Annotated in this window: 20 protein-coding genes and 1 tRNA gene; 12 read left to right on the top strand and 9 right to left on the bottom strand. The window is 57.3% G+C overall.

All coding sequences use genetic code 11. From position 1 onward, the window contains the following. Positions 1 to 1,243 (top strand): hypothetical protein (locus tag Q0650_RS13335; RefSeq protein ID WP_298819772.1); only part of this gene is annotated, 1,243 nt, incomplete at its 5' end. A 351-nt stretch (positions 1,244 to 1,594) separates the two neighbouring features. Here the strand turns inward: Q0650_RS13335 and Q0650_RS13340 are convergent. The 5 genes from Q0650_RS13340 to Q0650_RS13360 form a co-directional block, all read right to left on the bottom strand. Next, entirely contained in the window at positions 1,595 to 2,311 is a 717-nt protein-coding gene (locus Q0650_RS13340) for a response regulator transcription factor (protein ID WP_298819774.1), read from the bottom strand. A gap of 13 nt (positions 2,312 to 2,324) precedes the next feature. After that, a complete protein-coding gene (locus Q0650_RS13345; protein WP_298819776.1) occupies positions 2,325 to 3,344 on the bottom strand; it encodes a sensor histidine kinase in 1,020 nt (339 codons plus the stop codon). A gap of 156 nt (positions 3,345 to 3,500) precedes the next feature. Further along, a complete protein-coding gene (locus tag Q0650_RS13350) occupies positions 3,501 to 5,390 on the bottom strand; it encodes a S9 family peptidase (protein ID WP_298819778.1) in 1,890 nt (629 codons plus the stop codon). A 437-nt stretch (positions 5,391 to 5,827) separates the two neighbouring features. Beyond that, positions 5,828 to 7,333 (bottom strand): ComEC/Rec2 family competence protein, encoded by a 1,506-nt coding sequence (locus Q0650_RS13355; protein ID WP_298819780.1) that lies wholly within the window; start codon positions 7,331 to 7,333, stop codon positions 5,828 to 5,830. 83 nt (positions 7,334 to 7,416) lie between these two features. Further along, positions 7,417 to 7,887, bottom strand: a complete 471-nt coding sequence (locus tag Q0650_RS13360) for a MarR family winged helix-turn-helix transcriptional regulator (protein WP_298819782.1) — start codon at positions 7,885 to 7,887, stop codon at positions 7,417 to 7,419. Positions 7,888 to 8,047: 160 nt separating this feature from the next. Here Q0650_RS13360 and cfa point away from each other — a divergent pair, with 160 nt between their 5' ends. Further along, the gene (gene cfa / locus Q0650_RS13365; protein WP_298819783.1) at positions 8,048 to 9,232 is read left to right on the top strand and encodes a cyclopropane fatty acyl phospholipid synthase; all 1,185 of its coding nucleotides are present in this window, start codon (positions 8,048 to 8,050) and stop codon (positions 9,230 to 9,232) included. A gap of 109 nt (positions 9,233 to 9,341) precedes the next feature. On the opposite strand, the gene Q0650_RS13370 is transcribed toward cfa, so the two are convergent. Next, positions 9,342 to 9,836, bottom strand: a complete 495-nt coding sequence (locus tag Q0650_RS13370; protein ID WP_298819785.1) for a GNAT family N-acetyltransferase — start codon at positions 9,834 to 9,836, stop codon at positions 9,342 to 9,344. A gap of 34 nt (positions 9,837 to 9,870) precedes the next feature. Between Q0650_RS13370 and Q0650_RS13375 the strand changes: the two genes are divergently transcribed. From Q0650_RS13375 to Q0650_RS13385, 3 genes are all read left to right on the top strand, one after another. Continuing rightward, positions 9,871 to 9,945 (top strand) — tRNA-Met (locus Q0650_RS13375). Between the two features lie 584 nt (positions 9,946 to 10,529). Beyond that, the gene (locus Q0650_RS13380) at positions 10,530 to 10,994 is read left to right on the top strand and encodes a DUF4395 domain-containing protein (protein WP_298819787.1); all 465 of its coding nucleotides are present in this window, start codon (positions 10,530 to 10,532) and stop codon (positions 10,992 to 10,994) included. Continuing rightward, positions 10,987 to 11,400, top strand: a complete 414-nt coding sequence (locus Q0650_RS13385; RefSeq protein ID WP_298819789.1) for a co-chaperone YbbN — start codon at positions 10,987 to 10,989, stop codon at positions 11,398 to 11,400. The genes Q0650_RS13380 and Q0650_RS13385 overlap by 8 nt, the downstream gene beginning before the upstream one ends. 187 nt (positions 11,401 to 11,587) lie before the next feature. Here Q0650_RS13385 and Q0650_RS13390 read toward each other — a convergent pair whose 3' ends face one another. Together Q0650_RS13390 and Q0650_RS13395 are read right to left on the bottom strand one after the other, a co-directional pair. Then, a complete protein-coding gene (locus tag Q0650_RS13390) occupies positions 11,588 to 13,027 on the bottom strand; it encodes an aspartate aminotransferase family protein (RefSeq protein ID WP_298819791.1) in 1,440 nt (479 codons plus the stop codon). Between the two features lie 330 nt (positions 13,028 to 13,357). Next, positions 13,358 to 14,062 (bottom strand): PIG-L deacetylase family protein, encoded by a 705-nt coding sequence (locus tag Q0650_RS13395; RefSeq protein WP_298819793.1) that lies wholly within the window; start codon positions 14,060 to 14,062, stop codon positions 13,358 to 13,360. A gap of 239 nt (positions 14,063 to 14,301) precedes the next feature. Between Q0650_RS13395 and Q0650_RS13400 the strand changes: the two genes are divergently transcribed. After that, the gene (locus Q0650_RS13400; protein WP_298819795.1) at positions 14,302 to 16,557 is read left to right on the top strand and encodes an FdhF/YdeP family oxidoreductase; all 2,256 of its coding nucleotides are present in this window, start codon (positions 14,302 to 14,304) and stop codon (positions 16,555 to 16,557) included. Between the two features lie 19 nt (positions 16,558 to 16,576). Continuing rightward, on the top strand, positions 16,577 to 17,455 hold the full coding sequence (fdhD, locus tag Q0650_RS13405) for a formate dehydrogenase accessory sulfurtransferase FdhD (protein WP_298819797.1): 879 nt from the start codon (positions 16,577 to 16,579) through the stop codon (positions 17,453 to 17,455). A 55-nt stretch (positions 17,456 to 17,510) separates the two neighbouring features. Here fdhD and Q0650_RS13410 read toward each other — a convergent pair whose 3' ends face one another. Further along, positions 17,511 to 18,350, bottom strand: a complete 840-nt coding sequence (locus Q0650_RS13410; RefSeq protein WP_298819799.1) for an acyl-CoA dehydrogenase — start codon at positions 18,348 to 18,350, stop codon at positions 17,511 to 17,513. A gap of 716 nt (positions 18,351 to 19,066) precedes the next feature. Here Q0650_RS13410 and Q0650_RS13415 point away from each other — a divergent pair. The 5 genes from Q0650_RS13415 to Q0650_RS13435 all read left to right on the top strand — a co-directional run bounded on the left by Q0650_RS13415 (position 19,067) and on the right by Q0650_RS13435 (position 25,224). After that, positions 19,067 to 20,296: a CaiB/BaiF CoA-transferase family protein gene (locus Q0650_RS13415; protein ID WP_298819807.1), complete on the top strand. Its 1,230-nt coding sequence runs from the start codon at positions 19,067 to 19,069 to the stop codon at positions 20,294 to 20,296. Between the two features lie 69 nt (positions 20,297 to 20,365). Further along, complete coding sequence (locus Q0650_RS13420) at positions 20,366 to 21,583, top strand: CaiB/BaiF CoA-transferase family protein (protein ID WP_298819801.1); 1,218 nt, start codon at positions 20,366 to 20,368, stop codon at positions 21,581 to 21,583. Between the two features lie 98 nt (positions 21,584 to 21,681). Further along, positions 21,682 to 22,908, top strand: a complete 1,227-nt coding sequence (locus Q0650_RS13425) for a 2-methylfumaryl-CoA isomerase (RefSeq protein ID WP_298819803.1) — start codon at positions 21,682 to 21,684, stop codon at positions 22,906 to 22,908. Positions 22,909 to 22,995: 87 nt separating this feature from the next. Beyond that, positions 22,996 to 24,048: a CoA ester lyase gene (locus Q0650_RS13430; protein WP_298819805.1), complete on the top strand. Its 1,053-nt coding sequence runs from the start codon at positions 22,996 to 22,998 to the stop codon at positions 24,046 to 24,048. 105 nt (positions 24,049 to 24,153) lie between these two features. After that, positions 24,154 to 25,224, top strand: coding sequence for a MaoC family dehydratase (locus tag Q0650_RS13435; RefSeq protein WP_298819806.1), 1,071 nt, complete (start codon positions 24,154 to 24,156; stop codon positions 25,222 to 25,224). The last annotated feature ends 102 nt before the right edge of the window (positions 25,225 to 25,326 follow it).

The following is a 25,326-nucleotide window of genomic DNA, read 5'->3' on the forward strand; positions in this document are numbered from 1 at the left end:
GCTTGAAGGTGCTTCAGCAGCCAGCATCCTCGGTCAAATCGACGATAATCTCCCCAATCTGCGCGCGGCGATCCGCTGGTCGCTCAGCGCCGATGGCGGGGTTATTGCCGCGCAGATTACAACCGCGTTGCGGGTATACTGGCTGAGTCGGCGAGCAGTCTACGAAGCGCGCTTAATCGAGCCGCTGCTAATGTCTGCCGACTTGCCTGCTATCCCGCCAGTGTTACTGGGGCGAGCGCTGATCACGGTAGGTTACGTGGCTTCACAGCAGGGTTCGCTCCAGTCTACTGCACAGATCGAGCGTGGCATTGCGCTGGCGCGCCAGGCGGGGAGTTTAGCCGATGTAGCGCAGGGACTGGCATACCTGGGAATGCTCAATCGCTATCCTGGCAATTTTGAGCGTTGTGAAGCGATTCTGACCGAGACGATCACGCTTGCGCGCCAGCATCAGGCTCCCACAATCCTGGCCTACGCCTTAAACCAGCTTGGAATGGCGTATCGCATGCACGGGCAGTTTTCTGAAGCGTTGCCGCGCCTGACCGAAGCGGTTGATCTCATGCGGGATACCGGCGACCACATCATGTTCTACCGTTATCAATGTGATCTGGCCGATGCATTGCGCGGGCGTGGCGATCTTCTGGCGGCGCGCCGGCTGCTCAACGCTCTCGAACGCGAATTAACCGACAATGGCGATGCGATGGCATTATGGGAAACCCATCTTCGTCTCGCTATTATCGATGTGATTGAGGGCGCACTGGATAGGGCGGATCGTCATCTGAACGTTGCGGCCAGGATCATCGGTGAAATGGGAATTCGGTATGCGCAGGTAGTCCTGTGGCGCTGGCAAGGCTATCTGGCCCTGGCCGCCAACCGTCACGATGTGGCGCGCATGCATATGAATGCTGCCCGGCAAGAAGCCTTCGAGGTGTATTATCCCGAAGAACTTGCTGCCGTTCTGATCGGACTGGCTTATCTTGATCTGCGCGTTGATCAGATGCGCGCGGCGCGGCTGTTTGGCGCTGCCGAAGGGTTGATCATGCGCTACCGGCTCTGGCCCGATCAGCAGGCTGAGCAGCTTCGCCAGGCCGTTCGTTCGGCGTTGCCGATCACTGCGCGGGAATTGGCCGATGTGGCGAGCCAGATCGTCATTGACCGGTTGCCCAGATTAACGTTTGACAGCGTGGTTTTAGCCCGTGATACTGCGCGACTGGATCGAGTGATCGCCGCGGCGCTACGCGGATGATGGCGATGTCTAATGTTGCGCTGGTTTGGAGCAGGCAGGGTGTGTCGCTTCGCCAGCATCGTGGTGACGCCCGGTTGAGGCGCGCCGAGAGTGTTGCCGGGAGTTTGCCTGGTTGCGCTTGCCGTCTCACATTGCGGAGTCTGGTGGCGATGGTGAACATCTGAGTTCTGCGCGGCGCGATTAAGCCATTTGGCAACGACTCAGATGATGGACAACACTGTCAATAGAATAGTTTCACGGGGAATTGCTATCGTATGTAGTTTAGTGAATGACAAATGGTGACGGTGTAAACGGAGGTTTCCGTGGTGGCTACCGGCAATCGCGCTATCTTGCGCAAGAACATCAGCCAAATCATCCATCCGGTGACTGAGAATACCCCATCTTGATCCAGCCCTTTTTGATAGCGACAATCACCGCCATCGTGCGGTCATTCACCTGCAATTTGGCAAGGATCGAGGTGATATGATTTTTGACCGTCTGACCGCTGATATTCAACTCACTGGCAATCTGTTTGTTCGAGAGACCACGGGCAATACAGTCGAGAATCTCGATCTCGCGCGAGGTCAAGGGAGCAAAGAGGTTTGCGCCATCTTCCTCATCGGTGGCGGCCAGCTCGCGAAACTGATGCAGCACTCGGGTGGCAACATTGGGGCGCGCCAGCACGGCATCGTTGATCAGGTAACGTCCGCGGGCCACTTCGCGGATCATCTGCACCAGTTCATCCGGGCTAATATCTTTCGCAGTGAAGGCGGCGGCGCCAACCTTAATGGCCTGAAACAACTGGTCATCGTCTTCATACACGCTCAGCACGATAATACCGGTGCGTGGTTCGCGTCGCTTGATCACACGGGCCACTTCCAGCCCATTCAGTCCCGGCAAATTAATATCAACGAGCACAACATCGGGAAAGAGGCGTTCGGTCAGCTTAATTGCCTCTTGCCCGTTTTCTGCTTCACCCACAACTTCAATATCGGGAGCGTTTTCCAGGCTCCAGCGGATTCCCTGGCGGAAGAGGGGATGGTCATCGATGACTAATACTTTGATTTTTGGTGTTGATGGCACTGTCACAATCAACTCCTTGTTATGCCGGGAGCGGCATCGTTACCTGCACTTCAGTGCCGGCGCCACGTCGGGTAGTGACGGTCAACTGAGCGCCGATCAGTTCAGCGCGTTCGCGCATACTGGTGAGGCCCCAGCTCTCGCGTCCGGCGCGCCGGATCACTTCGCGTAGATCAAAACCCGGCCCTTCATCACGGATCGACAAGAGCAAACGTCCGCCGCGCGCCAGGATCGTCACCCGCACCGGCGCGCCGCGAGCGTGTTTGCGCGCATTCTGCAATGCTTCCTGGACAATCCGGTAGAGCACAATTTCGTCTTCAGCCGGCAGTCTTGGCAATGGGTCAGCCTCGAATATGACAGGACTGCTGACGGTATCGCGGTAGCGACGAATATATTCATGGAGTGCGGGAACAAGTCCTTGCTCTTCAAGCTTGCCTGGCCGAAGGTCGGCAATAAAGCTGCGCACTTCGCGCAGACCTTCGCGCACGCTATCATTGAGCTGGCTAAGGATTACGCCAAGACGATCGAGCTGCTGCTCCTGGAGCAGGTTTTGACAGACTTCCACTCCCATCAGAGCATTGGCGAGCACCTGTGCCGGACCATCGTGGACTTCGCGCGCCAACCGGATACGTTCTTCCTCGCGGCCCTTGATGACCTGTGCCCGCAGTGCCTGTACCCACGGATCGGCGGCAATGCCTTCAACGTTGCGGGTCAAAGTCGTGCTGCTCATCTCGATCTGGCGAATGAGCTGATCGAGCTGGCGTAGCGAGCGGCGCAACTCGGCTTCGGCTTCAGCGGCGGCGGCATGTTCGGCGCGCAATTGTTTGACTCGCGCCGCCGCTGTGACGGTTGGCAGGCCGCGCTCGCGAGCAAACTGCTCTTGCACAATGGCCTCATCAAGCTGCCTCGCCAACTGGCGCGCGCGCTGCACCGCTCCCTCTTGCTGTTGCAGGGCCTGCTGGTACAGTTCGCGCAATCCGTTCAGTTGAGCGGCAACAATAGCAGTAGCGCGCTCGAGTAAAGCGGCTGGTTCCGTGCTCAAGATCTTTCTCCCGCAACCGATGTCGTGTCGTTTGATGATCCTAAGTATAGCACGCAACTCAGCCGCGATGAAGCGCGTCAGGATGATCAAACATTCATCTGTTCCGCAGAGTCATTGCCCATCCAGATGCGCTTGCGTCTTTCCCTTACCTTGTCGTCACAGAGCCGGCGTAAAGCCCAGCACTTCGCCGTAAAAGGCCAGTTCGCGCTCGATGGCAGTAATGATATTTTCGGCTTTGCGAAACCCGTGCTGTTCGCCGGCAAACGGCACATACTCAGTGCGAATACCACGGGCGCGCAAGGCCTCATACATCGTTTCGGATTGCGCTGGCGGTACCACTTTGTCTTCCAGGCCCTGGAAGAAGATGACCGGCGCATTGATCTGATGCGCATGGTAGAGCGGCGATCGTGCCTGATAGAGATCGTTCCGTTCAGGGTAGGGGCCGATCAGGCGGTCGAGATAACGCGACTCAAACTTGTGGGTGTCACGGGCAAGTGCCGCCAGATCGGCGACCCCGAAGTGGCTGGCTCCAGCGCGAAAGGTATTATGGAAGGCCAGCGCCGCCAGTACCGTAAACCCGCCGGCGCTACCACCGGTAATCAACAGCCGGTCAGAATCAGCCTTGCCGTTGGCGGCCAGAAATCGCGCGCCAGCGACACAATCTTCCACATCAACAATGCCCCAGGCGCCATCGAGCAGCTCGCGGTAAGCTCGTCCAAAACCGGTACTGCCGCCATAGTTCACATCGAGCACACCAATGCCGCGACTCGTCCAGTATTGGATCGAAAGACGCAAGGTAGGAAAGGTAGCTGCGGTTGGGCCACCGTGGATCATAACCAGGAGCGGCGGACGTTCGTCGTCAGGAGCAGTAAAGTCGGGATTATGAGGCGGGTAGAAGATGCCGTAAGCGGTACGTCCACCTGCGCTTGGGAAGCTGATCACTTCTGGCAACGAGAGATAGGCTGGATCAACCGGTATATCGCCACTGCGTCGAATTAGAGTCAGCGAACGATCAGACAGATCGAGCAGAAACAGCGTGGCTGGCATTGTGGGCGAACTACCGACGAAGACGACCCGGTTGTCGGCGCCGTTAACGATTGCGATTACTGTGACCGGTACGTCGAGCGGTTCGATTTGACCGTTCGGGCCGATCACAATCATGTGCCAGCGACTTTGCCGGCAAAAAGCGGCGACAATGCGACCATCCGGCAAGGGTACGTAGGTTCGCATACCCGGCTGCCAGAGCGGTTGACCAAATTCGGCTTCGGTCGGGTAGATGGGTATCGCAGCGCCGGTGTGATCCAGGCGGTAAAGATTCCACCAGCCGGTGCGTTCTGCTACTACCAGAAGATGGCCATCGGCTGTCCATTCTGGTTGGAAGCAGGAATCACCAGGACCACCGGCCAATTGGCGCGCTTCGCCCAGGCGACCGTCGGCCAGTATCGGCGCTACCCATAACTCGGCAGCGTCCCACGGCATATTGGGATGATCCCAGGCCAGCCACGCCAGCCAGGCTCCATCAGGGCTGAGGCGTGGGGCGGCAACAAAATCGCGTCCTGTCAGCAATGGAGTGGTGGCTCCGGTTGCGAGATCGATTGAAACCAGGTAATTCTGAGGTTCACCGGGATTGCGGTGATCCTCACCGATGGCAATCAAACGGTTGCGCGGACGATCGACGATCAGCTCGGCAAAACGCAGACCGGCTGGCGTGCCAAGCGGAACTGGCGCTTCACCGACGCGCTGGCGGTAAAGGCATTGATCGCTAAACTCAACAAAGAAGATCTCACCCTGATCGACAACATAGCTTAGCCCGCCATACTCGTGTACCAGTGTGCGCACATTCATCCCGCTGGGAGTGACATCGGCGACGGCGCCATCGGCGGCGCGTCGCGCGATGACGTTGCGTCCACCCTCTTGCGGACGCCCCTCAATCCAGTAGAGATCGGCGCCATCGATCTGTGGCCAGCCGAGGCTGACTTGTTTGGTTACGAGCATTGCGGCAGAGATTGGCGAACGCCAACTACCATAGGGGGCAATCTGGGCCATGACAGTGTTCCTTTAGGTATCTAGCTTACCATTTGTATCATAACACAAGGCGCAAACGGTAATACCGGTTCGATCTGAGCAGAAGCCTCTCCTGGTGACAGATCAAGCGCGATTGAGAAATGCGTTGTACCGCAACGAACGCTGTTAGTGAGCAATACATTCGGGGCACAGCCCCGCTGTGCTCCTGTCAGTGTTGTAGCCAGCGCGATCCCGGTAAAAGAGTGATTGCATTGCGGCGCGGCCAGGAGTGTAGAGACGGCAATGAACGGTACTGGCGAGCACTGATCGAAATATCGGGTCACAGCCCCGCTGTGCTCCTGTCAGTGTCGTAGCCAGTGCGATCCCGGCAAAAGGGTGATTGCATTGCGGCGCTCCGCTTGCCCTGACCAAAGATGAGCGGAAACCTGACCGGTAATGATGGCTCTTAACGATTGAGGTTATACAGCATTATCGACATCGATGTGCTCTGTCAGATCAGGCCGTTGCCAGAGCCAGAATCCAATCATGATTGCGTAGTTGATCAGTAAGAACCAAAGGGGAAAGGTCGGCACTGCAATCGCAGCCCATACCGGTTGCGCCAGGGCAGCGGCTGTGCCGGTAATCCAGCTTAGCGGCAACCAGGCGATTGTTGCCAGCCATTGACCGAGTGGCAGCCAGATCAACCCGCCGATCAGCGCCACCATTCCCAACAGCATTGCTATCGGTACAACTGGCACGATCAGGATATTGGCCAGCGGCGCAACCAGCGATAGATTGCCGAAGTGATAGAGCATGAGCGGTAAGGTCAGGATCTGAGCGGCCAGAGTTGCTGTCAGCGCTTCACGCACTGCTGCCACGATGGGGTGTGTCAGCCAGTGGATTCCGTTCAGCCAGCGTTCAACCGGTTTGCCGAAAGCGAACAGACTAGCGGTAGCCAGAGCCGAGAGCTGAAAGCCGAGATCCCACAGTGTATGCGGGTTGATCAGCGTGAGCAGCGAGCAGGCAGCCAATAGCAATCGCCACGGTTCGCTCTGACGTTCGGCAGTGCGGGCCAGCAAAGCCAGACTGGCCATCATTGCTGCGCGTACAACTGCGGCGGAAGCGCCGGTGAAACCAGCATATATCCACATAATGGTCAAACTGATCCAGAAGGCTTGCCATGGCCGCAATCGTAGCAGAGTCGCCAGCGCCGACAGCGTCGCGGCGACGATGGTAAAGTTCCATCCCGACACGACCAGGATGTGTGACGTGCCGGTTGTTGCAAAAGCAGCGCGAGTTGTATCAGGCAAACCGGCCTGAATGCCGAGCAAGATACCGATTGCCAGCGCAGCTTGCGGTTCGGGTAAAAGGCGTAATACAATGCGCCGACAGTGCTCGCGAAACTGGCTGATCGGCGCAAGCCCCCACGACGTTTCGTATCCAGTGAGGCGCTGAATTGCCGTAGGGCGGTTCAACAACACAAAAATACCGCGCCGGGCGAGGTAGGCGCGATAATCGAATTCATCTGGTCGTTGAGCAGGGTGAGGCTTCGTCAATTGTCCGCTTAACTGCAACCGGTCACCCGGATAATAGGCCGGGTAGGGTGGCACCCGCGCTAACACTCGCCCCTCCGCCGGTGTCATGCGATTGTCAGTGCCGGCATGGGTAACGGCAATGACGATCTGTTGACCGGAGTCATCGCGGCGCGGTTCATCTTCAATGCGGCCTATCAGAGTCACCGAATCGCTATCGGCCCAGCGTTCGATGTGGTATGGCCCAATCAGTGGTTGGGCAAGATGATAACGCACCCCACCAAGCGCTATGCAAAGCGCCATCAGTGTTAGCCAGCGTCCGCGACTACGGTCGAACGCGATTGCCACTGCTGCGATGACGGCAGCCAGCACAAACCAGCGCGACGGCAAAGACAGATTTCCCGCCAGTGTAATTCCGGCCAACCATCCCAGCGTCAGTTGAATCAAGCGCATACGCTTGCCTGCTATCAAATATGCGGTACTATAAATAATACCGTTTGAAAGCAGGCCATGATGCGCAGTACATTGAAAACCAGTTATGACTCAGCTTCAATTGCTTGTTGGTTGGCCAGATCCGCAGCGAGACCATCACGCAGTTTCAGGAGCAAGCGAGTCAACTCTTCCTGCTCCTGTTCGTCGAGCAAATTCATCCGGCGTTCGACGGCAGCATTATGCATCGCCAGCGCTTCTGCGCGCACCGCTGCGCCGCGCGGCGTGAGAATCAGACGCTGAGCGCGTCGATCATCGGGATCGGGATTGCGTCGCACCAATCCTTCACGCTCAAGGCGATCGACCAGTCGGGTAATGGTACTCTTGACGCAGAGCAGTTTGGCGCCGACATCGGTCAATCGTTGACCTTGCTCGAGATCAAGCTGCAAAAGCAGATTGAACTCGAGTGGAGACAGGTTGGAATGTGCCAGCGCGCGCCGGTCACCGTCATCCAGCAAAACGTAAACATCGTGAATAAGCTGGTGCGGCAAATGAGATCGAACGTTGTGTTGTTTCATAATAGTAAACCTGTCCATATGCAATCGTTTTATTTGCAAGCAGTATACCGCTCTTACCAGGGGGTGACAAGTAGCGAACTGAAACCGTAGGTGAATTTGCGGCAAGCGACGGTTGCGAAGCGTGTTCTTTTGTTCTGGAGCATGTCATAAGGGGGATGGTATGCCTGAACGTGAACTGGCTTCTCTGGCGACCACTGCGCGCGCATCGCGAACATTTTCCCACGCTCTCAACCGATTTGCGCGCGCCTATGCAACCGATCTGCTCAAGACGGCGGGAATCACTGTGAATGGTTCACAACCCTGGGATATCCAGGTCCACGACGAACGGGTCTACCTGCGATCGTTGCTCGGTGGCTCGTTGGGTTTGGGCGAAGCATACATGGATGGCTGGTGGGACTGCGCGGCGATCGACGAGTTTATCTGTCGGCTGTTGCGCGCGCAGGCGCCGAATCAGGTTGGCTGGCTGGTCAACTTCCCGCTTTGGCTCGACAGCCGCTTGCTCAATCGTCAGCGTGGCAAAGGCGCCTTTGTGATCGGTCAGCGGCACTATGACATTGGTAACGATCTCTACGCGGCAATGCTTGATCGCCGCATGATCTACAGTTGCGCCTACTGGGAGAATGGCGCCCGCACTCTTGATGAAGCCCAGGAGGCGAAGCTTGATCTGATCGCGCGCAAACTCGATCTGCAACCGGGGATGCGCGTGCTCGATATCGGATGTGGTTGGGGTGGCACTGCTCAGTATCTGGCCGAGCGCTACGGTGTGCATGTTGTTGGGATTACCGTTTCGCAAGAACAGGCCATACTGGCTCAAGAGCGTTGTCGCGGGTTGCCGGTTGAAATCAGGCTGGAAGACTATCGCCAGACTCGTGGTCGGTTTGATCGGATTATCTCGGTTGGGATGTTTGAACACGTCGGCTATCGCAACTACCGCGTGTTTATGCGCGTGGTACGCCGATTGCTGGCCGATGATGGTCTCTTCCTGTTGCATACCATCGGCACAAATGTGGCTTATCAGGGGCGCGATGCCTGGATCGAACGCTACATCTTTCCCAACTCTATGCTCCCATCCCCACGCCTGCTCACCGCTGCGTTTGAGGGGTTATTTGTGCTTGAAGATTGGCACAACTTCGGCGTCAACTATGTGACCACGCTCAAAGCATGGCATGCGAATTTTGAACAGGCCTGGCCGCAGCTTGCCCCGCGTTACGGTGAGCGTTTCTACCGCATGTGGCGACTCTACTTACTGATGAGCGCCGGTAGTTTTATGGCGCGGGCCAGCCAGCTCTGGCAGTTAGTGCTTTCGCCACGTGGTGTGTCGGGGGGCTACCGCTCGGTGCGCTGAGTAGTCGATGTGCCAGGGCAAACGCAGCGGAGCAGTCTGTAACCTCAATGTTGCCGGGCTGCTTCCGCTGCGTCGGTTACAGCGGCACGGCGACAACACTACAGCCATTTTATTGCTCTCCCAGCCGCCGCTCCATAAACACCGTTTCGGCAATAGGGGTTGGGTAATACGCTGCGCACCGGGTAAACCCCAACGCTTCATAAAGCTGGATCGCCCGCTGCATTGATGGCAGCGTATCGAGGCGCATCAGCTCGTAGCCAATGGTCGCTGCTTCGGCGACTATCCGGCTTGCCAGTTGCCAGCCTATCCCGTAGCGGCGAAATTGTGGTCGCACGTAGAGCCGTTTCATCTCGCAAACAGTGGCGGTCAGTGGTCGCAGCGCAACACACCCGGCAGCAATATCATCAACCAGCGCCAGCCAGAGTCGTCCCTGCGGCGGCGCATACGCGCCGGGTAGTGCCGCCAACTCGGTGGTGAATCCTTGATAATCGAGATCGATTGGCAGGCTGGCGGCATATTCGCGAAACAGGTCGCGAATCTGATCGAGTTGATTTGGAGTCTCAGCCTGTTTAACAACAACGTGTAGCAAAAAACTGCTTGACATACCTGTCCTGATGTGCTATATTATCAAACGGTGACGCGGCGTGGAGCAGTGGCAGCTCGTCGGGCTCATAACCCGAAGGTCGCAGGTTCGAATCCTGCCGCCGCTACCAGTGCAGCGACGGAGTGTAATACTCCGTCGCATTTGCTTTATTGTACCCTACTTTCCACGTTCCACGTTTCCTGCCGGCAATAACCTTCCACGAAACCAGGTCGTCAGATTCTTTGACCATCAACAAATGCTGCAACGAGATCGGTCCCGATTTCGCCTGTGAAAGCATTGTTGTAAGCAATTCTCTCGAATCGTGTGACTGATAGCGAATCAGTTGAAACGCTACAGTTGAGCGTAGCATGGCGGTTGACTGTGGAAAGGTCTGATTGCAGAAAAAGGCGCGGGCGCTGGGGTCATTGACATATGAAGAGAGGGTGCGCAACCGGTCTGATGGAGCTGATCGATTGGCAGCAAATAGCTTCAGGCGCGAAGGTTATCAATCTGATCGGTTCAGTCGCATTCATGACCGTTGTATCTGCGCCTGATGTCGCTTCCGCCATTTACGATTGGCAAGCGCTAGCGCGACGGGGCGGTAATCCTGGTCTCATAGCCTGGCGACAATGTTCTGGATTAATCTTGACAAAATCGGTCATTTTATTTAAGATAATGACGTAAATTCTGAAAAGTGACGCGAGGAAGTTAACAATGTCTGCTGAACCAATCACTTCACCGTCGCATCCCTTTGATCGAACTGCGCTCCGGGTTAATCAGGCTATTATCATCCTGCTCTTGTTGATCGCATTTGTCGCTCAACAAGCATGGCTGGTCGCGGTAGTAGCCGCCGTCATGACGCCAGGTGCCATTTCGCCGAAGTTAGCCTTGTTTCAGCTTCTGTACCGGCACGTTCTCCGTCCGTTGAGATTATTGCGTCCCGATCTCGTTGCCGAAGACGCAGCGCCACACCGCTTCGCGCAGGGGATGGGCGCTGCTGTGCTGATTCTGGCTACGCTGGCATTGTGGTCTGGCGCTCAAATTGCCGGCTGGGTACTGGCTTTGCTGGTGGTAACGCTGGCGGCGATCAATCTGCTGTTCGGTTTTTGCGCCGGTTGCTTTATCTTCTTCCACCTCCAACGTTTAGGTGTGTTGAAGCGAGTATCTTCCCATGATTGAACGTCTACTGGTCGTTGCTGTGATTGGGGGTGTCATCCTGCTGGTCTGGGCAGGATTACGCCGCTGGCAAGCGGGTCGGTTGAGGGCGCTGAGCGAAACTCAACTTTTCATCGGTATTGTTCCGCCCGGCAAGCCGGTAGTCGTTGCCTTTTCCACTCCTGGTTGCCGTGAGTGTCGAAGCCGTCAGGCGCCGGCGCTGACGCAACTGGTGGCGCTGTTGGGCGAACAGGTGACGGTAGCAACCGTGTTAGCGCCGGAGCATCCGCATCTGGTTGATCGTCTCGGTATTTTGACCGCACCGGCCACGGTGGTGCTCGATGGGCGCGGTATTGTGCGGCAGGTAAATCAAGGTTTCGCCGATGCCATCACGCTGGCGCGGCAGGTGCAGATGTTGTCTGCCGGTTGATTGGCCCGGTCATCTTTTGCCCAGATTGCAACCCGCTCACCGATGGCAAGCGGGTTGCAGGATGGGACATGAGACGCTGACTGCGTTCTGTGCCAGGTCGAGTTTGCTCAGGTGGTTGTCGATCACACTGTGCCGACAGAGTTGGTTCTGTCGGTACAGATCAAGCCATTATCGCATCAGTCGTTACTTAATCTGCCGCCACTGCCGTTGGTGTTTCGGCTGGCAGGTTGAGCGCAAACATAGTTGGCGTGCTCCCCAGCTTACGGCCCAGCGCAGTCACCGCTTCAGTCACGATCTGCACGCAGCGGTCAGCCTCTTCACGAGTCAGGATCAGCGGCGGCGCAAGCTGGATGACCGGCTCAAGTCGGTCATCGGCACGACAGATCAGGCCCCGCTGCTTCAACTGATCGCTCAACCAGACCATTAGGCGCTCTTCTTCCAGCGACTCGCGGGTGACACGGTCACGCACCAGCTCGACGGCCATGAACATGCCCATTCCCCGCACTTCGCCGACGTTGGGGTGGTTGCCAACCGCTGCCTCTAACTCGCGCATCAGATAATTCCCCATTTCGCGACTGCGCTCAAGCAGATGTTCGCGCTCGATAATGTCAAGGTTGACCAGCGCCGCCGCGCAACTGGCAGCATGCCCGCCAAACGTAATACCGTGCATAAATTTATCGGCATCATTATCGGAAACAAACGTATCTGCGATCGCATCACTCACAACGGCTGCGCCCAATGGAGCGTAGCCACTGGTGATCCCTTTTGCGCAAGTAATGATGTCCGGCTTCACCCCCATCGCGGTTGAGCCAAACCAGTCGCCAACCCGGCCAAAGCCACAGATTACTTCATCGACGATCATCACGATCCCGTAGTGATCGCAAATGTCGCGAATATGTTGCAAGTAGCCTGGCGGCGAGACAATTGCGCCACCGCTATTTTGCACCGGCTCCATAATAATCGCGGCGATGGTTTCAGGCCCTTCGAATTCGATCAGTTGTTCCACCTCATCGACGCAGACCTTCTGGCAGCCGCTGTGGTGAGCGCAGTATGCGCAGCGATAGCGATAGGGTAGCGGAACGTGACGCGCTCCCGGCACGAGCGGGCCGAAACCGTTGCGGATCGAGGTGACGCCATTGACCGAAAGAGCGCCCATCGAGGTGCCGTGATAACTGACCCGGCGCGCAATAATCTTGGTGCGGTCAGCAAAACCGCGGCGGCGCTGATATACTTTGGCAATTTTGAGCGCAGTCTCGACCGCATCTGAACCGCCGGTGGTGAGGAAGACGCGCGAGCGGGGGCCAGTTGGGCTGAGCGCAGCCAATCGCGCCGATAGATCGATCAGAGGAACACTGGGGAAGCTGAAGGGGCTGACGTAAGCGATGTTGTTCAGTTGAGCGCTGATCGCCTCAATAATTTCCCGGCGACCGTAGCCGACGTTGACCGTAAACAGACCGGAGAGACCGTCGATGTACTCATTTCCGTCTTGATCCCACACGCGCGACCCTTCGCCACGCACCAGCACAGTGGGTCGCGCGTCGGTACTGGAAAAGTGGCCCATCTGGAAGAAGTGCAGCCAAACGTTGTCACTGAGGGCCTGCAAGCGATTGTTCGTTAAGGTACTCATATAACCTCACTAACTACGTCCGCTACCGTGGTCTCCAACGCGCAGCGCGCGACTGCAACACCGCAGCAGGTTTTAACCAGAGACCACATCGTAGGCACATGCCCCGACCCTGGCGCGGACACGAACACAGGGCTGCACACCGGACTCAGCACCCGGCGTGACCGAGATGCGCGCGGCCCTGACTCACGCGCACCTCACGGGTATCAATCGGCCAATGTCGTTCCTTTCTAGCCGGCAGTGCCGGCACTGACAACAATAAAAACAGCGCATACACCAAATCACCGGGAAGCAGCTTGCGCTGCCCGCTGGTGATGATCTGGTGTCGCGGGGCTAATTATCGACGAGACGCATCACCCGGAAGGCTTCGGCGTAGGCAACACCAATGTGAGCGCCGTTCTCGGCATCCCACTTGCGCACCCAATCGGCTACGTCGGGGCCAAGTTGCGAACGATGACAGAGCAGACTCTCGATTTTCTGCTCAATCCAGTCGCTGATGTCGAGGTAGAGATCGGGCGCAGGAGGGAACATCAGATACAGCTCGCGCACTTTGTGCGGCTCGTAGCCTTCGGCGAGCAATTCCGGGAAGATGGGGCGCGTTTCCGCGCTGGGAAACACGGCATAGATCGCGGCTTCACCGGCGGCGCGGTGATCAGGATGATTGATGTAGCTGTTTCCGGCGAAGACCAGTGTTGGATCCTGACAAAGCACGCGGAAGGGGCGCACCTCACGGATCAGTCGTGTCAGTTCGCGGCGGAGTTCAAGGGTGGGCTGCAAGACTCCATCACGATAGCCGAGGAAACGCACATCGCGCACGCCTAGCACTGCTGCCGCTGCCCGTTGCTCGTCTTGCCGACGAGCAACCAGCGCTGTCAGATCGGTGCCTGGCTCGTTAGAACCTGCCGAACCGTCGGTGACGATGCAGTAGGTAATGGGATGCCCAGCCGCTGCCCAGCCGGCAATTGTTCCGGCGGCAGCAAACTCGATGTCGTCGGCATGGGCGGCAATCACCAAAATCGGTTCGGGTTGAGCTTGCATAACTAATGCGTGCTTTGTCGGCGCTTACATATACGTTGAGGCAGACGATGATAATGAGCCAGTTCATCGTCGCCTTGACGTGATATGTGGCAATTGTTCTTCTCTTTTTAGTCTACACGAAGGTGAGGTGGTTTGTCTAGAGGGGCGCCCCAGCGGCGCGGAAGTTACTTGTTATGCGCAATCTTGCTGGTACAATAAGAATAGCATTCCCTTATGCAACGACCCTGCAAGGAGGCAGCATGAAACGACGGGGCTGGAATCCGGCGACGTGGGTGAGTCTGGTGCCGAATGGTCTCGGTCAGGTCAAGCCTAATCACTACTGGGAGATCGCGCGCACCGTATGGGAAAACCGCGATAGTCTTGGCAAGGCGTGGCGGATCCTGAACGAAGGTGTGTGCGATGGTTGCGCGCTGGGCACTGCCGGACTGCGCGATTTCACCATGAAGGGGGTGCATCTCTGCACAGTGCGGCTGAATTTGCTCCGGCTTAACACCATGCCGCCCCTCGATATTCGGCGTCTGGAAGATGTAGCAACCTTGCGCTCGCTGAATGGTCGCGAGCTGCGCGCGCTCGGTCGGCTGCCATTCCCGCTGATCCGTCGCCGTGGCGAGGCCGGTTTTCGCCGGATCGGTTGGGACGAAGCACTCAACGAGATCGCGGCGCGCATTCGTGTCACCGATCCGCGCCGGGTCGCGTTCTACCTTACTTCGCGCGGTATCACCAACGAAACATACTACGTCGCCCAGAAAGTTGCGCGTTTTCTCGGCACCAACAACGTCGATAACGCTGCCCGTCTCTGTCACGCTCCCAGCACTACGGCGATGAAACAAGCGCTTGGCGTGGCTGCTTCGACCTGTAGCTATCGTGACTGGATCGGCACCGATGTTCTGCTCTTCATTGGCAGCGATACCCCCAATAACCAGCCGGTAACGACCAAATATCTCTACTACGCCAAACAGCATGGCACGCGCATCTTTGTGGTCAATCCCTACCGTGAACCGGGGCTTGAACGCTATTGGGTGCCGAGCGTGTTCGAGAGTGCGTTGTTTGGCACTCGTCTCGCCGACCGGTTTTTCCAGATTCACACTGGCGGTGACATTGCCTTTCTTAATGGCGTGCTCAAACATCTGATTGAACGCGATTGGATCGACCGCGCCTATATCGAAGCGCACACGCATGGTTTTGCCGACGTGCAAGCTACGCTGGCTTTGCAGTCCTGGGAAGAACTGGAACTGGCGAGCGGTTCTACCCGGACGGAGATGCTGGCGCTGGCCGAGGCGCTTGCGCAGGCAAAGAGTGCTGTGTTTGTGTGGAGTATGGGCATCACGCAGCACGAGTATGGGGTAGAAAACGTCAAAGCCATTCTCAATCTGGCCCTGGCTCGCGGCTTTATCGGACGGGAATACTGCGGTGTAATGCCGATCCGCGGTCATAGTGGCGTGCAGGGTGGCGGCGAGATGGGCTGCACTGCCACCACCTTCCCCGGTGGCAAACCGGTAAACGCCGATCACGCGCGCTGGCTGAGTGAGCAATGGGGCTTTGCGGTGCCGGATTGGAAGGGGTTGAGTTGCGGTGAGATGCTCGATGCCGCTTACGAGGGTCGACTCGATGTATTTTATGCGGTTGGTGGTAATTTTTTAGATACGATGCCCGATCCTAACTATATTCGAACGGCGCTTGCCCGCCCACCGTTGCGCGTTCATCAGGACATCGTGTTGACCAGTCAGATGCTGGTCGATCCGGCTGATACGGTGATTTTGTTGCCGGCAGCAACCCGTTACGAACAGCGCGATGGCGGCACCGAAACCTCAACCGAACGTGAAATCATCTTTTCGCCCTTCATTGCCTCGCCGCCAGCCGAGGCGCGCAGTGAGTGGGAAATATTGATGCAGGTGGCCGAGCGAGTCTATCCTGAGCGGTCACGATTGATCCGCTTTGTCGATGGTCAGCAGATCCGCGCCGAGATCGCCCGGCTCATTCCTGATTACGATGGTATTCAGTTCCTGCGCAAGGCAGGCGATCACGTTCAGTGGGGTGGGCGTCTACTTTGTCGTGATGGCCAGTTTGCCACGCCCGACGGCAAAGCGCATTTTACCCCGCTACAGCCACCGCGAACCGTCTTGCCAGCGGGGAAGTTTGTGTTGAAAACCCGGCGCGGCAAACAATTCAATTCGCTGGTGCACGCCGAACGCGATCCACTTAACGGCGCTTTGCGCGAAGATGTGTTGATTAACCCCACCGATGTGGCACAGTTAGGCGCGCGGGAAGGTGATTGGGTGATATTGCGCTCAGACGTTGGCGAGCTGCGAGCGCGGATCAAATGCGCGCCAATTATGCCGGGTAATGTGCAGGTACACTGGCCGGAAGGGAATGTGTTGATTAACGCTCATCAGCGTGATCCGGGGTCGGGCGTGCCGGCCTATAAAGCGATTGTCAGTATTCATCGGCTGGAGTCGCAGGACATCGAGCGTCTCTCTGTCGAGAGCAGGCATTAGCAATGTAAGGCAGAAATCAATGATCACTCGCGCAACTGTTCGTCGGCGTACCGTGGTCAAAGTGCGCGATGGGCGCTGGCGACAGGAAAAAGATGTGGTGGTAGTCGAAGAGCCGTTAGAGATCCGGTTATTGCTGCCCGATAGTGCGCTTGCGGTACCGCTGGCGACTGTTATGCGCACGCCGGGGGCCGATGTCGAACTGGCTGCCGGCTTTCTATTTGGCGAGAGTATCATTCGCGAACGTTACGACATCAGTACCATCCGCTACTGTGTTGACGCCGATCTCGACGATGATGCCCGGTTTAATACTCTGATTGTCGCGTTGCGGCCCGGTCTCAACGTCGATCTTGACACGGCGCGCCGGCTCTTCTTCGTCTCATCGTCGTGCGGTGTCTGTGGCAAAGCTTCGCTAGAGTCGTTGCGCTTGCGCGGCTGCGCGCCGCTCAACGACGATCCACCTGTCCAGGTGAGCTGCGCGGCACTCGGCAGCATCGATGGCGCGTTGCGGCAGGCTCAAGACCTGTTTGCCCGCACCGGCGGTCTACATGCTGCGGCACTCTTTACCCCCGATGGCCGATTGCTGTCGATCCACGAAGACATTGGTCGCCACAATGCAGTTGATAAACTCATCGGCGCGCATCTGCTGAGCGGTCAGCTTGAGGTGCTCCGACGGTCGTTGTTACTGGTCAGTGGACGGGCCAGCTTTGAGATTATGCAAAAGGCGCTGATGGCCCGCATCCCTATTGTGGTCGCTGTTGGCGCGCCCTCGGCGTTGGCCGTCGCGGTAGCGCAACACTTCAATATGACCTTGATCGGCTTCCTGCGTGGCGCGTCGTGCAATATTTATGCCGGGGCCGGGCGGATAATCGATGTAGCAATGGGGAACGAACACGCCTGAAGCGAACGTCCTGGCGGGTTGTCGTTCCCCGTCGATTGGCCCATCGTTTCTATACCTATCCTAACTCTGCCGTGGCACTGAGAGCAGTGACGCCATCAGGTCCCTGCGCTTCCAGCTCAACCCGATCATCGGTGAAGCGGGCGATCAACCGGAAAGGAGCCAGATCAAAAAGGGGGGCCTGGCTGCGGAAGCTGAAGCCGGTGATCGGGCGCGTGGTATTGTGGCGGGCCAGTTCCATCAGTAACACCGCCACCAGCGGCCCATGGACGACAAGACCGGGATACCCTTCTTCCTGTTGCGCGTAAGGGCGATCGTAGTGAATGCGGTGGGCATTAAACGTCAGGGCCGAAAAGCGGAAGAGCAGGCGCGTGTCAGGAGTGATCGCGCGGGTAATCGCATCATTTACCGGCGGCAACTCAACCGGTGTTGGCGCTGGAACCGGCGCGCCTGGTTCGCGATAGACGATGTCCTGTTCCTCCTCGATGCAGAGGGTATCACCCTGGTAGATCTGATAACCAACCGTCACAAAGGCAAGTGGGCCGGTGCGTCCGGTTTTTTGGGTGATATTGCGTATCACCCCTTCGCGACGCGCAGGCTGACCGATCAGTAACGGTTGATGGAAGCGAAGCCGCGCGCCGGCAAACATGCGACGCGGGTATGGAATGGGGGGAATGAAGCCGCCACGTTGCGGATGCCCGTCGCTGCCGAGTTTGGATTGTGGCGCGCGAGGCAAAAAATAGAACCAGTGCCATAGCGGTGGCAATGGCGCGCCAGCGCTGAGCGACGCTGAAGGTGGTTCGAGTGTCGCTGCCGCCGCCAGCGCCTGGGCCAGACAGATGTCATCTTCAACCAGTTCGGTGCGCCCGATCCACGCCATCCAGTCTTCATTGCTCACGCGGTACCTCCATTTCGTTCATGAATTCAGAATTTTGTCGGCAGAGTCGCCTTGAGACGGGAAGCGATTCCATGATTGCGCGACAAACGGATTTACGAAATGCCTGCGCATCGCGCAAAGCGCATATCGTGGCCGACAGGCTGATCAGATCGGCATACCTGTTATTGATGTCTGCTCCCCCACGCGATCCGCAAGCGATTGTTTCCCGGTGTTAAGCGCTTCAACGGCGGCAAGATCGGCGATGTATGGATCATCGCTCGGCTTGCCCACCCGGTTCTGATTGCTCCGGCGACTAATGGCCAGGAAGCAGGTTGCCGGCTATGCGAACCGGGCAAATAGATCGTGAAACTGATATGTACTTTTTATTGTAACGCCATTGATCTAAGGATTTACTTATATCAACCAGTAGTTAAAAGTTGGTAACCGGTAATTGCGAAAAGTTTTGTCTTATGCTATGGTACAAACACGCGCATTACCCACGCCCGTATAAGAGAACACGTTATCGTTGACGGCCATGGTGGCCTTATTTGAGGCACATGGCAGTTTTGTGTTGCTGCCTGTAGTGTAAATGGCAAGGAGGGGCAGGAACGATGGCAAAAGGTGTACGCCCGACGAAGACCACCAATCAGACATCAAGCGTGCCGGAGGGAAGCGAATCGGCTATGTCAACGGAACCAGAAGTAACTGCATCGGTGGACGAGCCACGCAACGATCCAATGCCCATGCCAGAACCGGCGACTAACCGCGACCGACTGCCGCTGAGCGGTATTCGCGTGATCGATGTCGGTAACTTTCTGGCCGGTCCATATGCGGCGTCTATCCTGGGTGAATTTGGCGCAGAAGTGCTCAAAGTTGAACACCCAATCGGTGGCGATCCGATGCGTCGTTTCGGCACGCCTACGACGCGCCACGACGCGACGTTAGCCTGGCTCAGTGAAGCGCGTAATCGCAAGTCGGCGACAATCGACCTGCGTCAACCGGAAGGCGTACAGCTATTCTTGAAACTGGTCGCGAAGTCAGACATCCTGATCGAAAATTTCCGTCCAGGCACGATGGAAGAGTGGGGGTTATCGTGGCCAACATTGCAAGCAGTTAATCCAGGCCTGATAATGCTGCGCGTGTCGGGGTATGGTCAGACCGGGCCGTACCGGCGTCGTTCTGGTTTTGCGCATATTGCGCATGCCTTTAGTGGTCTCTCCTATCTGGCCGGTTTTCCCGGCGAGACGCCGGTATTGCCCGGCACCGCGCCGCTTGGCGACTACATTGCCAGCCTGTTTGGCGCGGTCGGCGTTTTGATCGCGCTGCGCCATAAAGAACTGACCGGTCGCGGGCAACTGATCGATGTTGGCATCTACGAAGCGGTCTTCCGCATTCTCGACGAGATTGCGCCGGCATACGGTTTGTTTGGCAAGATCCGTGAGCGCGAAGGCGCCGGTAGCTTTGTGGCGGTACCTCATGGCCATTTCCGCACCAAAGATGGCAAGTGGGTAGCGATTGCATGCACGACCGATAAGATGTTCGAGCGGCTCGCCGAAGCCATGGAGCGCCCTGAGCTGGCCGCTCCAGAACTGTATGGCGATCAACGCAAGCGACTCGCCGCGCGCGATGTGGTCAATCAGATTACCATCGAGTGGGTTGGCTCTTTGACCCGTGATGAAGTGATGCGACGCTGTCTTGAGAAAGAGGTGCCGGTTGGCCCACTCAACAGCATTGCCGACATGTTTAACGACGAGCATTTTCGCGCGCGCGGGAATCTGGCCAGAGTCGAGGCCGAAGGGGTTGGCGAGGTGGTGGTGCCTAACGTCATTCCCACCCTCTCAGAAACGCCGGGTCGGGTGACCAATCTCGGCCCGCCGCTGGGGAACGCTACCTATGAAGTGTTGCGCGAGTTGCTCGACATTTCGGCTGAGGAGATCAAACAGCTCCGCGCTCGCAAGATTATTTAACGCTCTGCTGCAAAGCCGCAACGATGCGACCATTTACCTGCGCTGTTTCGACACTACGAGGTGAACGCAATGGCTGAAACAGATACGACCCTGCCCCTGGCCGGGATTCGGGTGATTGATGCGGCAACGGTGATTGCTGCGCCCTTCTGCGCGACGTTGCTGGGCGAGTTTGGCGCCGATGTGCTGAAGGTAGAACATCCAATCGGTGGCGATGCGCTCCGTCGCTTTGGCACGCCAACAGCGCGTGGTGACACACTGACATGGTTAAGTGAGTCGCGCAATAAGCGTTCGGTTACGCTCAATTTACAACATCCTGACGGCGCGCGTGTCTTCAAAGAGTTGATTGCCCAAACCGATGTTTTATGCGAGAACTTTCGCCCCGGTACGCTCGAAAAGTGGGGATTGGGGTGGGATGTGTTGCGCAAGATCAATCCTCGCCTGATCATGTTGCGCGTTACCGGTTACGGTCAAACCGGCCCCTACCGCGATCGACCCGGCTTTGCGCGCATTGCGCACGCAGTCGGCGGCATTGCTTATCTGGCCGGCATGCCTAAAGGCACGCCGGTAACTCCCGGCTCGACGACGCTGGCCGATTATATGACCGGCCTGTACGGCTGCATCGGCGTGCTCCTGGCATTGCGCTACCGTGAGCAGACCGGTTGCGGCCAGTATGTTGACGCTGCGTTGTACGAATCGGTATTCCGTTGTAGCGATGAGCTGGTGCCGGCTTATGGTATGTACGGGAAGGTGCGCGAGCGGCACGGTTCGCACTACAACGAGTTTGCCTGCCCTCACGGTCACTTCCAGACCAAAGACGGCAAGTGGGTGGCAATTTCGTGCGCGACCGATAAGCTCTTCGCTCGCCTTGCCAATGCAATGGGACGACCGGAACTGGCTTCTTCGAGCGTCTATGGCGATCAGAAAGTGCGTCTGGCGCATGCCAGTGACGTGAACGAAATTGTCCGCGACTGGTGTAGCTCACTGACGCGAGCAGAGGTGCTCGAACGTTGCTATGCTACGGCCACTCCGGCTGCGCCCTTGAATGACATTGCCGATTTCTTCGGTGATCGCCACGTGCATGCGCGCCGCAATCTGGTAGCAATTGATGCCCCAGACATCGGCGAGACCCTGATCATGCCGAATATTGTGCCCAAACTGTCAGAGACTCCCGGCAAAATCCGGTCGCTCGGTCCCAAACTCGGCGAGCATACCGATGAGGTGTTACGCGAGTGGTTGGGAATGGATGACGAGCAGATCGGTGAATTGCGCGCCAAGCGGGTGATTTAGCTGCAACCATCAGAACGCCAGGGCATTGGCGGGAGGGTCAGGCAACCCACTCGCTATTGCCCGGCTTCCGTGGGAGATAATGACAGGGGGCAATCAGTATGAATGGCATTCTCAGTGGTATGCGTGTCGTTGAGGGATCGGCCTTTGTTGCCGCACCGCTCGGCGGCATGACCCTGGCTCAGCTCGGAGCTGATGTTATCCGCTTCGATCCCATCGGTGGCGGCCTCGATTACAAACGCTGGCCGGTCACGCTCGATGGCAAGCATAGCTTGTTTTGGGCCGGCCTAAACAAAGGCAAACGCTCAATTGCCGTCGATATTCGCCATCCTCGCGGCCAGGAACTTTTAACCCAACTGATCTGCGCTCCCGGCGACAATGCCGGCTTGTTCATCACCAATTTCCCGGCTCGCGGCTGGCTCAGCTACGATGCATTGAAACGGCATCGTGCCGACTTGATCATGGTCAATCTGCTTGGCCGGCGTGACGGCGGTTCTGAGGTTGATTACACGGTTAACCCGCAACTGGGGCTTCCTTTCATGACCGGGCCGTTCAACTCATCGGAAGTAGTCAACCACGTGCTACCGGCGTGGGACATTGTCACCGGTCAGATGATCGCTGTCGGTTTGCTGGCTGCCGAACGTCATCGGCGCCTGACCGGCGAAGGCCAACTGGTCAAGCTGGCGCTCAAAGATGTTGGTCTGGCGATGATTGGCCATCTTGGTATGATTGCCGAAGTGATGGTCAACAACACCGATCGGCCCCGGCAGGGTAACTATCTGTACGGCGCCTTTGGGCGCGATTTCGAAACGCTCGATGGCAAGCGCGTTATGGTAGTCGGCCTGACCGATTTGCAGTGGAAGGCATTAGGCAAAGCTACCGGTCTGACCGATGCCTTCAACGCGCTCGGCCAGCGCCTTGGTCTTAACATGGATGAGGAAGGTGACCGGTTCCGCGCCCGTCGCGAAATTGCCGCTCTGCTTGAGCCGTGGTTTCACGCCCGCACCTTTGCCGAGGTACAGCGCATCTTTGAACAGCACCGGGTAACGTGGGGGCCGTACCGGACGGTACGCGAAGCGATTGCCCAGGATCCCGATTGTTCAACCGACAACCCGATGTTTGAGCTGGTTGAGCAGCCCGGTATCGGTTCGTATCTGATGGCAGGATCACCGCTCGATTTCAGTCAAACGCCGCGTTTGCCGGCGCGTCCGGCGCCGCGTCTCGGCGAGCATACCGACGAGATCCTGCTTGAGGTGCTCGGTTTGAGTGAAGGTGAGGTAGGTCGGTTGCACGATGAAGGCATTGTGGCCGGGCCGGAAGAAGAATAACAACCGAGGACTGAACTGTTTGGCGTTGTAAGCCATTCTCCCGGGTATTGTTGGGTCAGTCAGGATAATTTGGCAAGGAGGATATGAATGCACAAGCTACCGCGCAATTTTTACAATCCGCTCGCTATCGGCGCGCCCCAACCGATTCGCGAATTGCCAGTGCGACCTGAGCGAGTTGTTCACTTCTTCCCGCCCCACATTGAGAAGATTCGCGCTCGCATTCCCGAAGTTGCCAAACAGGTCGATGTGCTGTGCGGCAACCTCGAAGATGCGATCCCAGTTGACGCCAAAGAAGCGGCCCGCGCCGGATTCATCGAAGTCGCGCGCAATACCGATTTTGGTGATACTGCGCTTTGGGTGCGGGTCAATGCGCTCAATAGCCCATGGGTGCTCGATGACATTACCGAGATTGTGGCGCAGGTCGGCAACAAACTCGATGTGATTATGATCCCGAAGGTCGAGGGACCCTGGGATATTCATTTCGTCGATCAATTTTTAGCCCTGCTCGAAGCGAAATATCACGTGCAAAAGCCGATTTTGATTCATGCTCTGCTCGAGACGGCGCAGGGAATGGTCAATCTCGAAGCGATTGCCGGCGCCAGTCCGCGCATGCATGGTTTCAGTCTCGGCCCTGCCGATCTGGCCGCGTCACGCGGCATGAAGACCACGCGCGTCGGCGGCGGTCACCCCTTCTATGGCGTGCTCGCCGATGCGCAAGAGGGGCAGACCGAGCGGGCCTTCTTCCAGCAAGATCTCTGGCACTACACGATTGCCCGCATGGTTGATGTCGCCGTCTCGCACGGTCTCCGCGCCTTCTACGGTCCCTTCGGCGACCTGAAAGATGAAGCTGCCTGTGAGGCGCAGTTCCGCAATGCCTTCTTGCTCGGCTGCACCGGCGCCTGGTCGCTTGCGCCCAACCAGATTCCGATTGCCAAGCGCGTCTTTAGCCCCGATGTAAACGAAGTGCTCTTTGCCAAGCGTATCCTTGATGCGATGCCAGACGGCTCTGGCGTGGCGATGATTGACGGCAAGATGCAAGATGACGCGACATGGAAGCAGGCGAAGGTGATTGTTGATCTGGCCCGCATGATCGCCAGGAAAGACCCCGAACTGGCGAAAGCGTATGGGTTCGAGCAATGAGCCGCGAGGCGCGGGGTGGTGATAGACACATCACCCCGCGCTGATGTGTTCTTACAGACAGTTTTCTCTGCGTTACGCATCTGTTTCAGCGGTAAGGAGCAGCAGATGAGCGTTAAAACCAATCCCGGCAATTTCTTCGAAGATTTTCGCCTGGGTCAGGAGATCGTGCATGCCACGCCTCGCACGGTTACCGAGGGTGATGTGGCGCTCTATACCGCGCTTTACGGATCGCGGTTCGCCGTCACCTCGGCTACTCCCTTCGCTCAAACTTTAGGTCTCGAACGAGCGCCGATTGATAGCATGCTCGTCTTTCACATCGTTTTCGGCAAGACTGTCCCCGACATCTCGCTTAACGCGATTGCCAATCTTGGGTATGCCGGTGGTCGGTTTGGCGTGATGGTCTATCCTGGTGATACCCTTTCGACAACCTCAAGGGTGATCGGTCTGCGCCAGAACAAAGACGGTAAGACGGGCGTCGTGTATGTTCATTCAGTGGGTGTTAATCAGCGCAATGAGCTAGTGTTGGAATATATCCGCTGGGTGATGGTTCGCAAGCGCAATCTGGAGGCGCCGGCGCCGGAGCCGGTCATACCTGAGTTACCTGATTCGGTTCCGGTGAGTGATTTGATGGTTCCCTATCACATTCAGCCCGGCCAGTACGATGTGGCTCGCGCCGGTAGCGCATATGTGTGGGAAGATTACGAAGTCGGCGAGAAGATCGATCATATCGATGGCGTGACGATTGAAGAAGCCGAGCATATGCAGGCTACGCGCCTTTATCAGAACACTGCGCGGGTGCATTTTAATCTGCACGTAGAGCGTGAAGGACGCTTTGGCCGACGGATTGTCTACGGTGGTCATATTATCAGTCTGGCCCGTTCACTCTCGTTCAATGGCTTAGCTAATGCGCTTAGCATCGCCGCAATCAATGGCGGTCGCCATACCAATCCCAGCTTCGCGGGTGATACGATCTACGCCTGGTCGGAGATTCTGGCTAAGCTGGAGATTCCCGGACGAAGCGATATTGGGGCGCTGCGAGTGCGCACTGTCGCCACCAAAGATCGACCGTGCCACGATTTCCCCTACCGCGATGCTGAGGGTAACTACGATCCGGCAGTGGTGCTCGATTTCGATTACACCGTGCTTATGCCGCGACGGTCGGTTGTCAAGGGGTAGCTTGTCAGGGCGAGCATACACCTTGGCGGGGTCGCAGCAGCGCTGCGCCGCTACCCTCGCGCTGCTTGGGCGCAGCAGCGCTGCGCCGCTACCTTTCGCGCT

This window comes from uncultured Chloroflexus sp. (assembly GCF_937129525.1).
In the GTDB taxonomy this organism is placed as follows: domain Bacteria; phylum Chloroflexota; class Chloroflexia; order Chloroflexales; family Chloroflexaceae; genus Chloroflexus.

What these genes read in the sequence shown, in the direction of transcription:
- Q0650_RS13355 (WP_298819780.1), bottom strand. Translation starts at nt 7,333, where the DNA reads ATGCGCTTGATTCAACTGACGCTGGGATGGTTGGCCGGAATTACACTG.
- cfa (WP_298819783.1), top strand. Translation starts at nt 8,048, where the DNA reads ATGCCTGAACGTGAACTGGCTTCTCTGGCGACCACTGCGCGCGCATCG.
- fdhD (WP_298819797.1), top strand. Translation starts at nt 16,577, where the DNA reads ATGATCACTCGCGCAACTGTTCGTCGGCGTACCGTGGTCAAAGTGCGC.
- Q0650_RS13350 (WP_298819778.1), bottom strand. Translation starts at nt 5,390, where the DNA reads ATGGCCCAGATTGCCCCCTATGGTAGTTGGCGTTCGCCAATCTCTGCC.
- Q0650_RS13425 (WP_298819803.1), top strand. Translation starts at nt 21,682, where the DNA reads ATGAATGGCATTCTCAGTGGTATGCGTGTCGTTGAGGGATCGGCCTTT.
- Q0650_RS13400 (WP_298819795.1), top strand. Translation starts at nt 14,302, where the DNA reads ATGAAACGACGGGGCTGGAATCCGGCGACGTGGGTGAGTCTGGTGCCG.
- Q0650_RS13360 (WP_298819782.1), bottom strand. Translation starts at nt 7,887, where the DNA reads ATGAAACAACACAACGTTCGATCTCATTTGCCGCACCAGCTTATTCAC.
- Q0650_RS13430 (WP_298819805.1), top strand. Translation starts at nt 22,996, where the DNA reads ATGCACAAGCTACCGCGCAATTTTTACAATCCGCTCGCTATCGGCGCG.
- Q0650_RS13420 (WP_298819801.1), top strand. Translation starts at nt 20,366, where the DNA reads ATGGCTGAAACAGATACGACCCTGCCCCTGGCCGGGATTCGGGTGATT.
- Q0650_RS13395 (WP_298819793.1), bottom strand. Translation starts at nt 14,062, where the DNA reads ATGCAAGCTCAACCCGAACCGATTTTGGTGATTGCCGCCCATGCCGAC.
- Q0650_RS13385 (WP_298819789.1), top strand. Translation starts at nt 10,987, where the DNA reads ATGATTGAACGTCTACTGGTCGTTGCTGTGATTGGGGGTGTCATCCTG.
- Q0650_RS13435 (WP_298819806.1), top strand. Translation starts at nt 24,154, where the DNA reads ATGAGCGTTAAAACCAATCCCGGCAATTTCTTCGAAGATTTTCGCCTG.
- Q0650_RS13380 (WP_298819787.1), top strand. Translation starts at nt 10,530, where the DNA reads ATGTCTGCTGAACCAATCACTTCACCGTCGCATCCCTTTGATCGAACT.
- Q0650_RS13390 (WP_298819791.1), bottom strand. Translation starts at nt 13,027, where the DNA reads ATGAGTACCTTAACGAACAATCGCTTGCAGGCCCTCAGTGACAACGTT.
- Q0650_RS13415 (WP_298819807.1), top strand. Translation starts at nt 19,067, where the DNA reads ATGCCCATGCCAGAACCGGCGACTAACCGCGACCGACTGCCGCTGAGC.
- Q0650_RS13370 (WP_298819785.1), bottom strand. Translation starts at nt 9,836, where the DNA reads ATGTCAAGCAGTTTTTTGCTACACGTTGTTGTTAAACAGGCTGAGACT.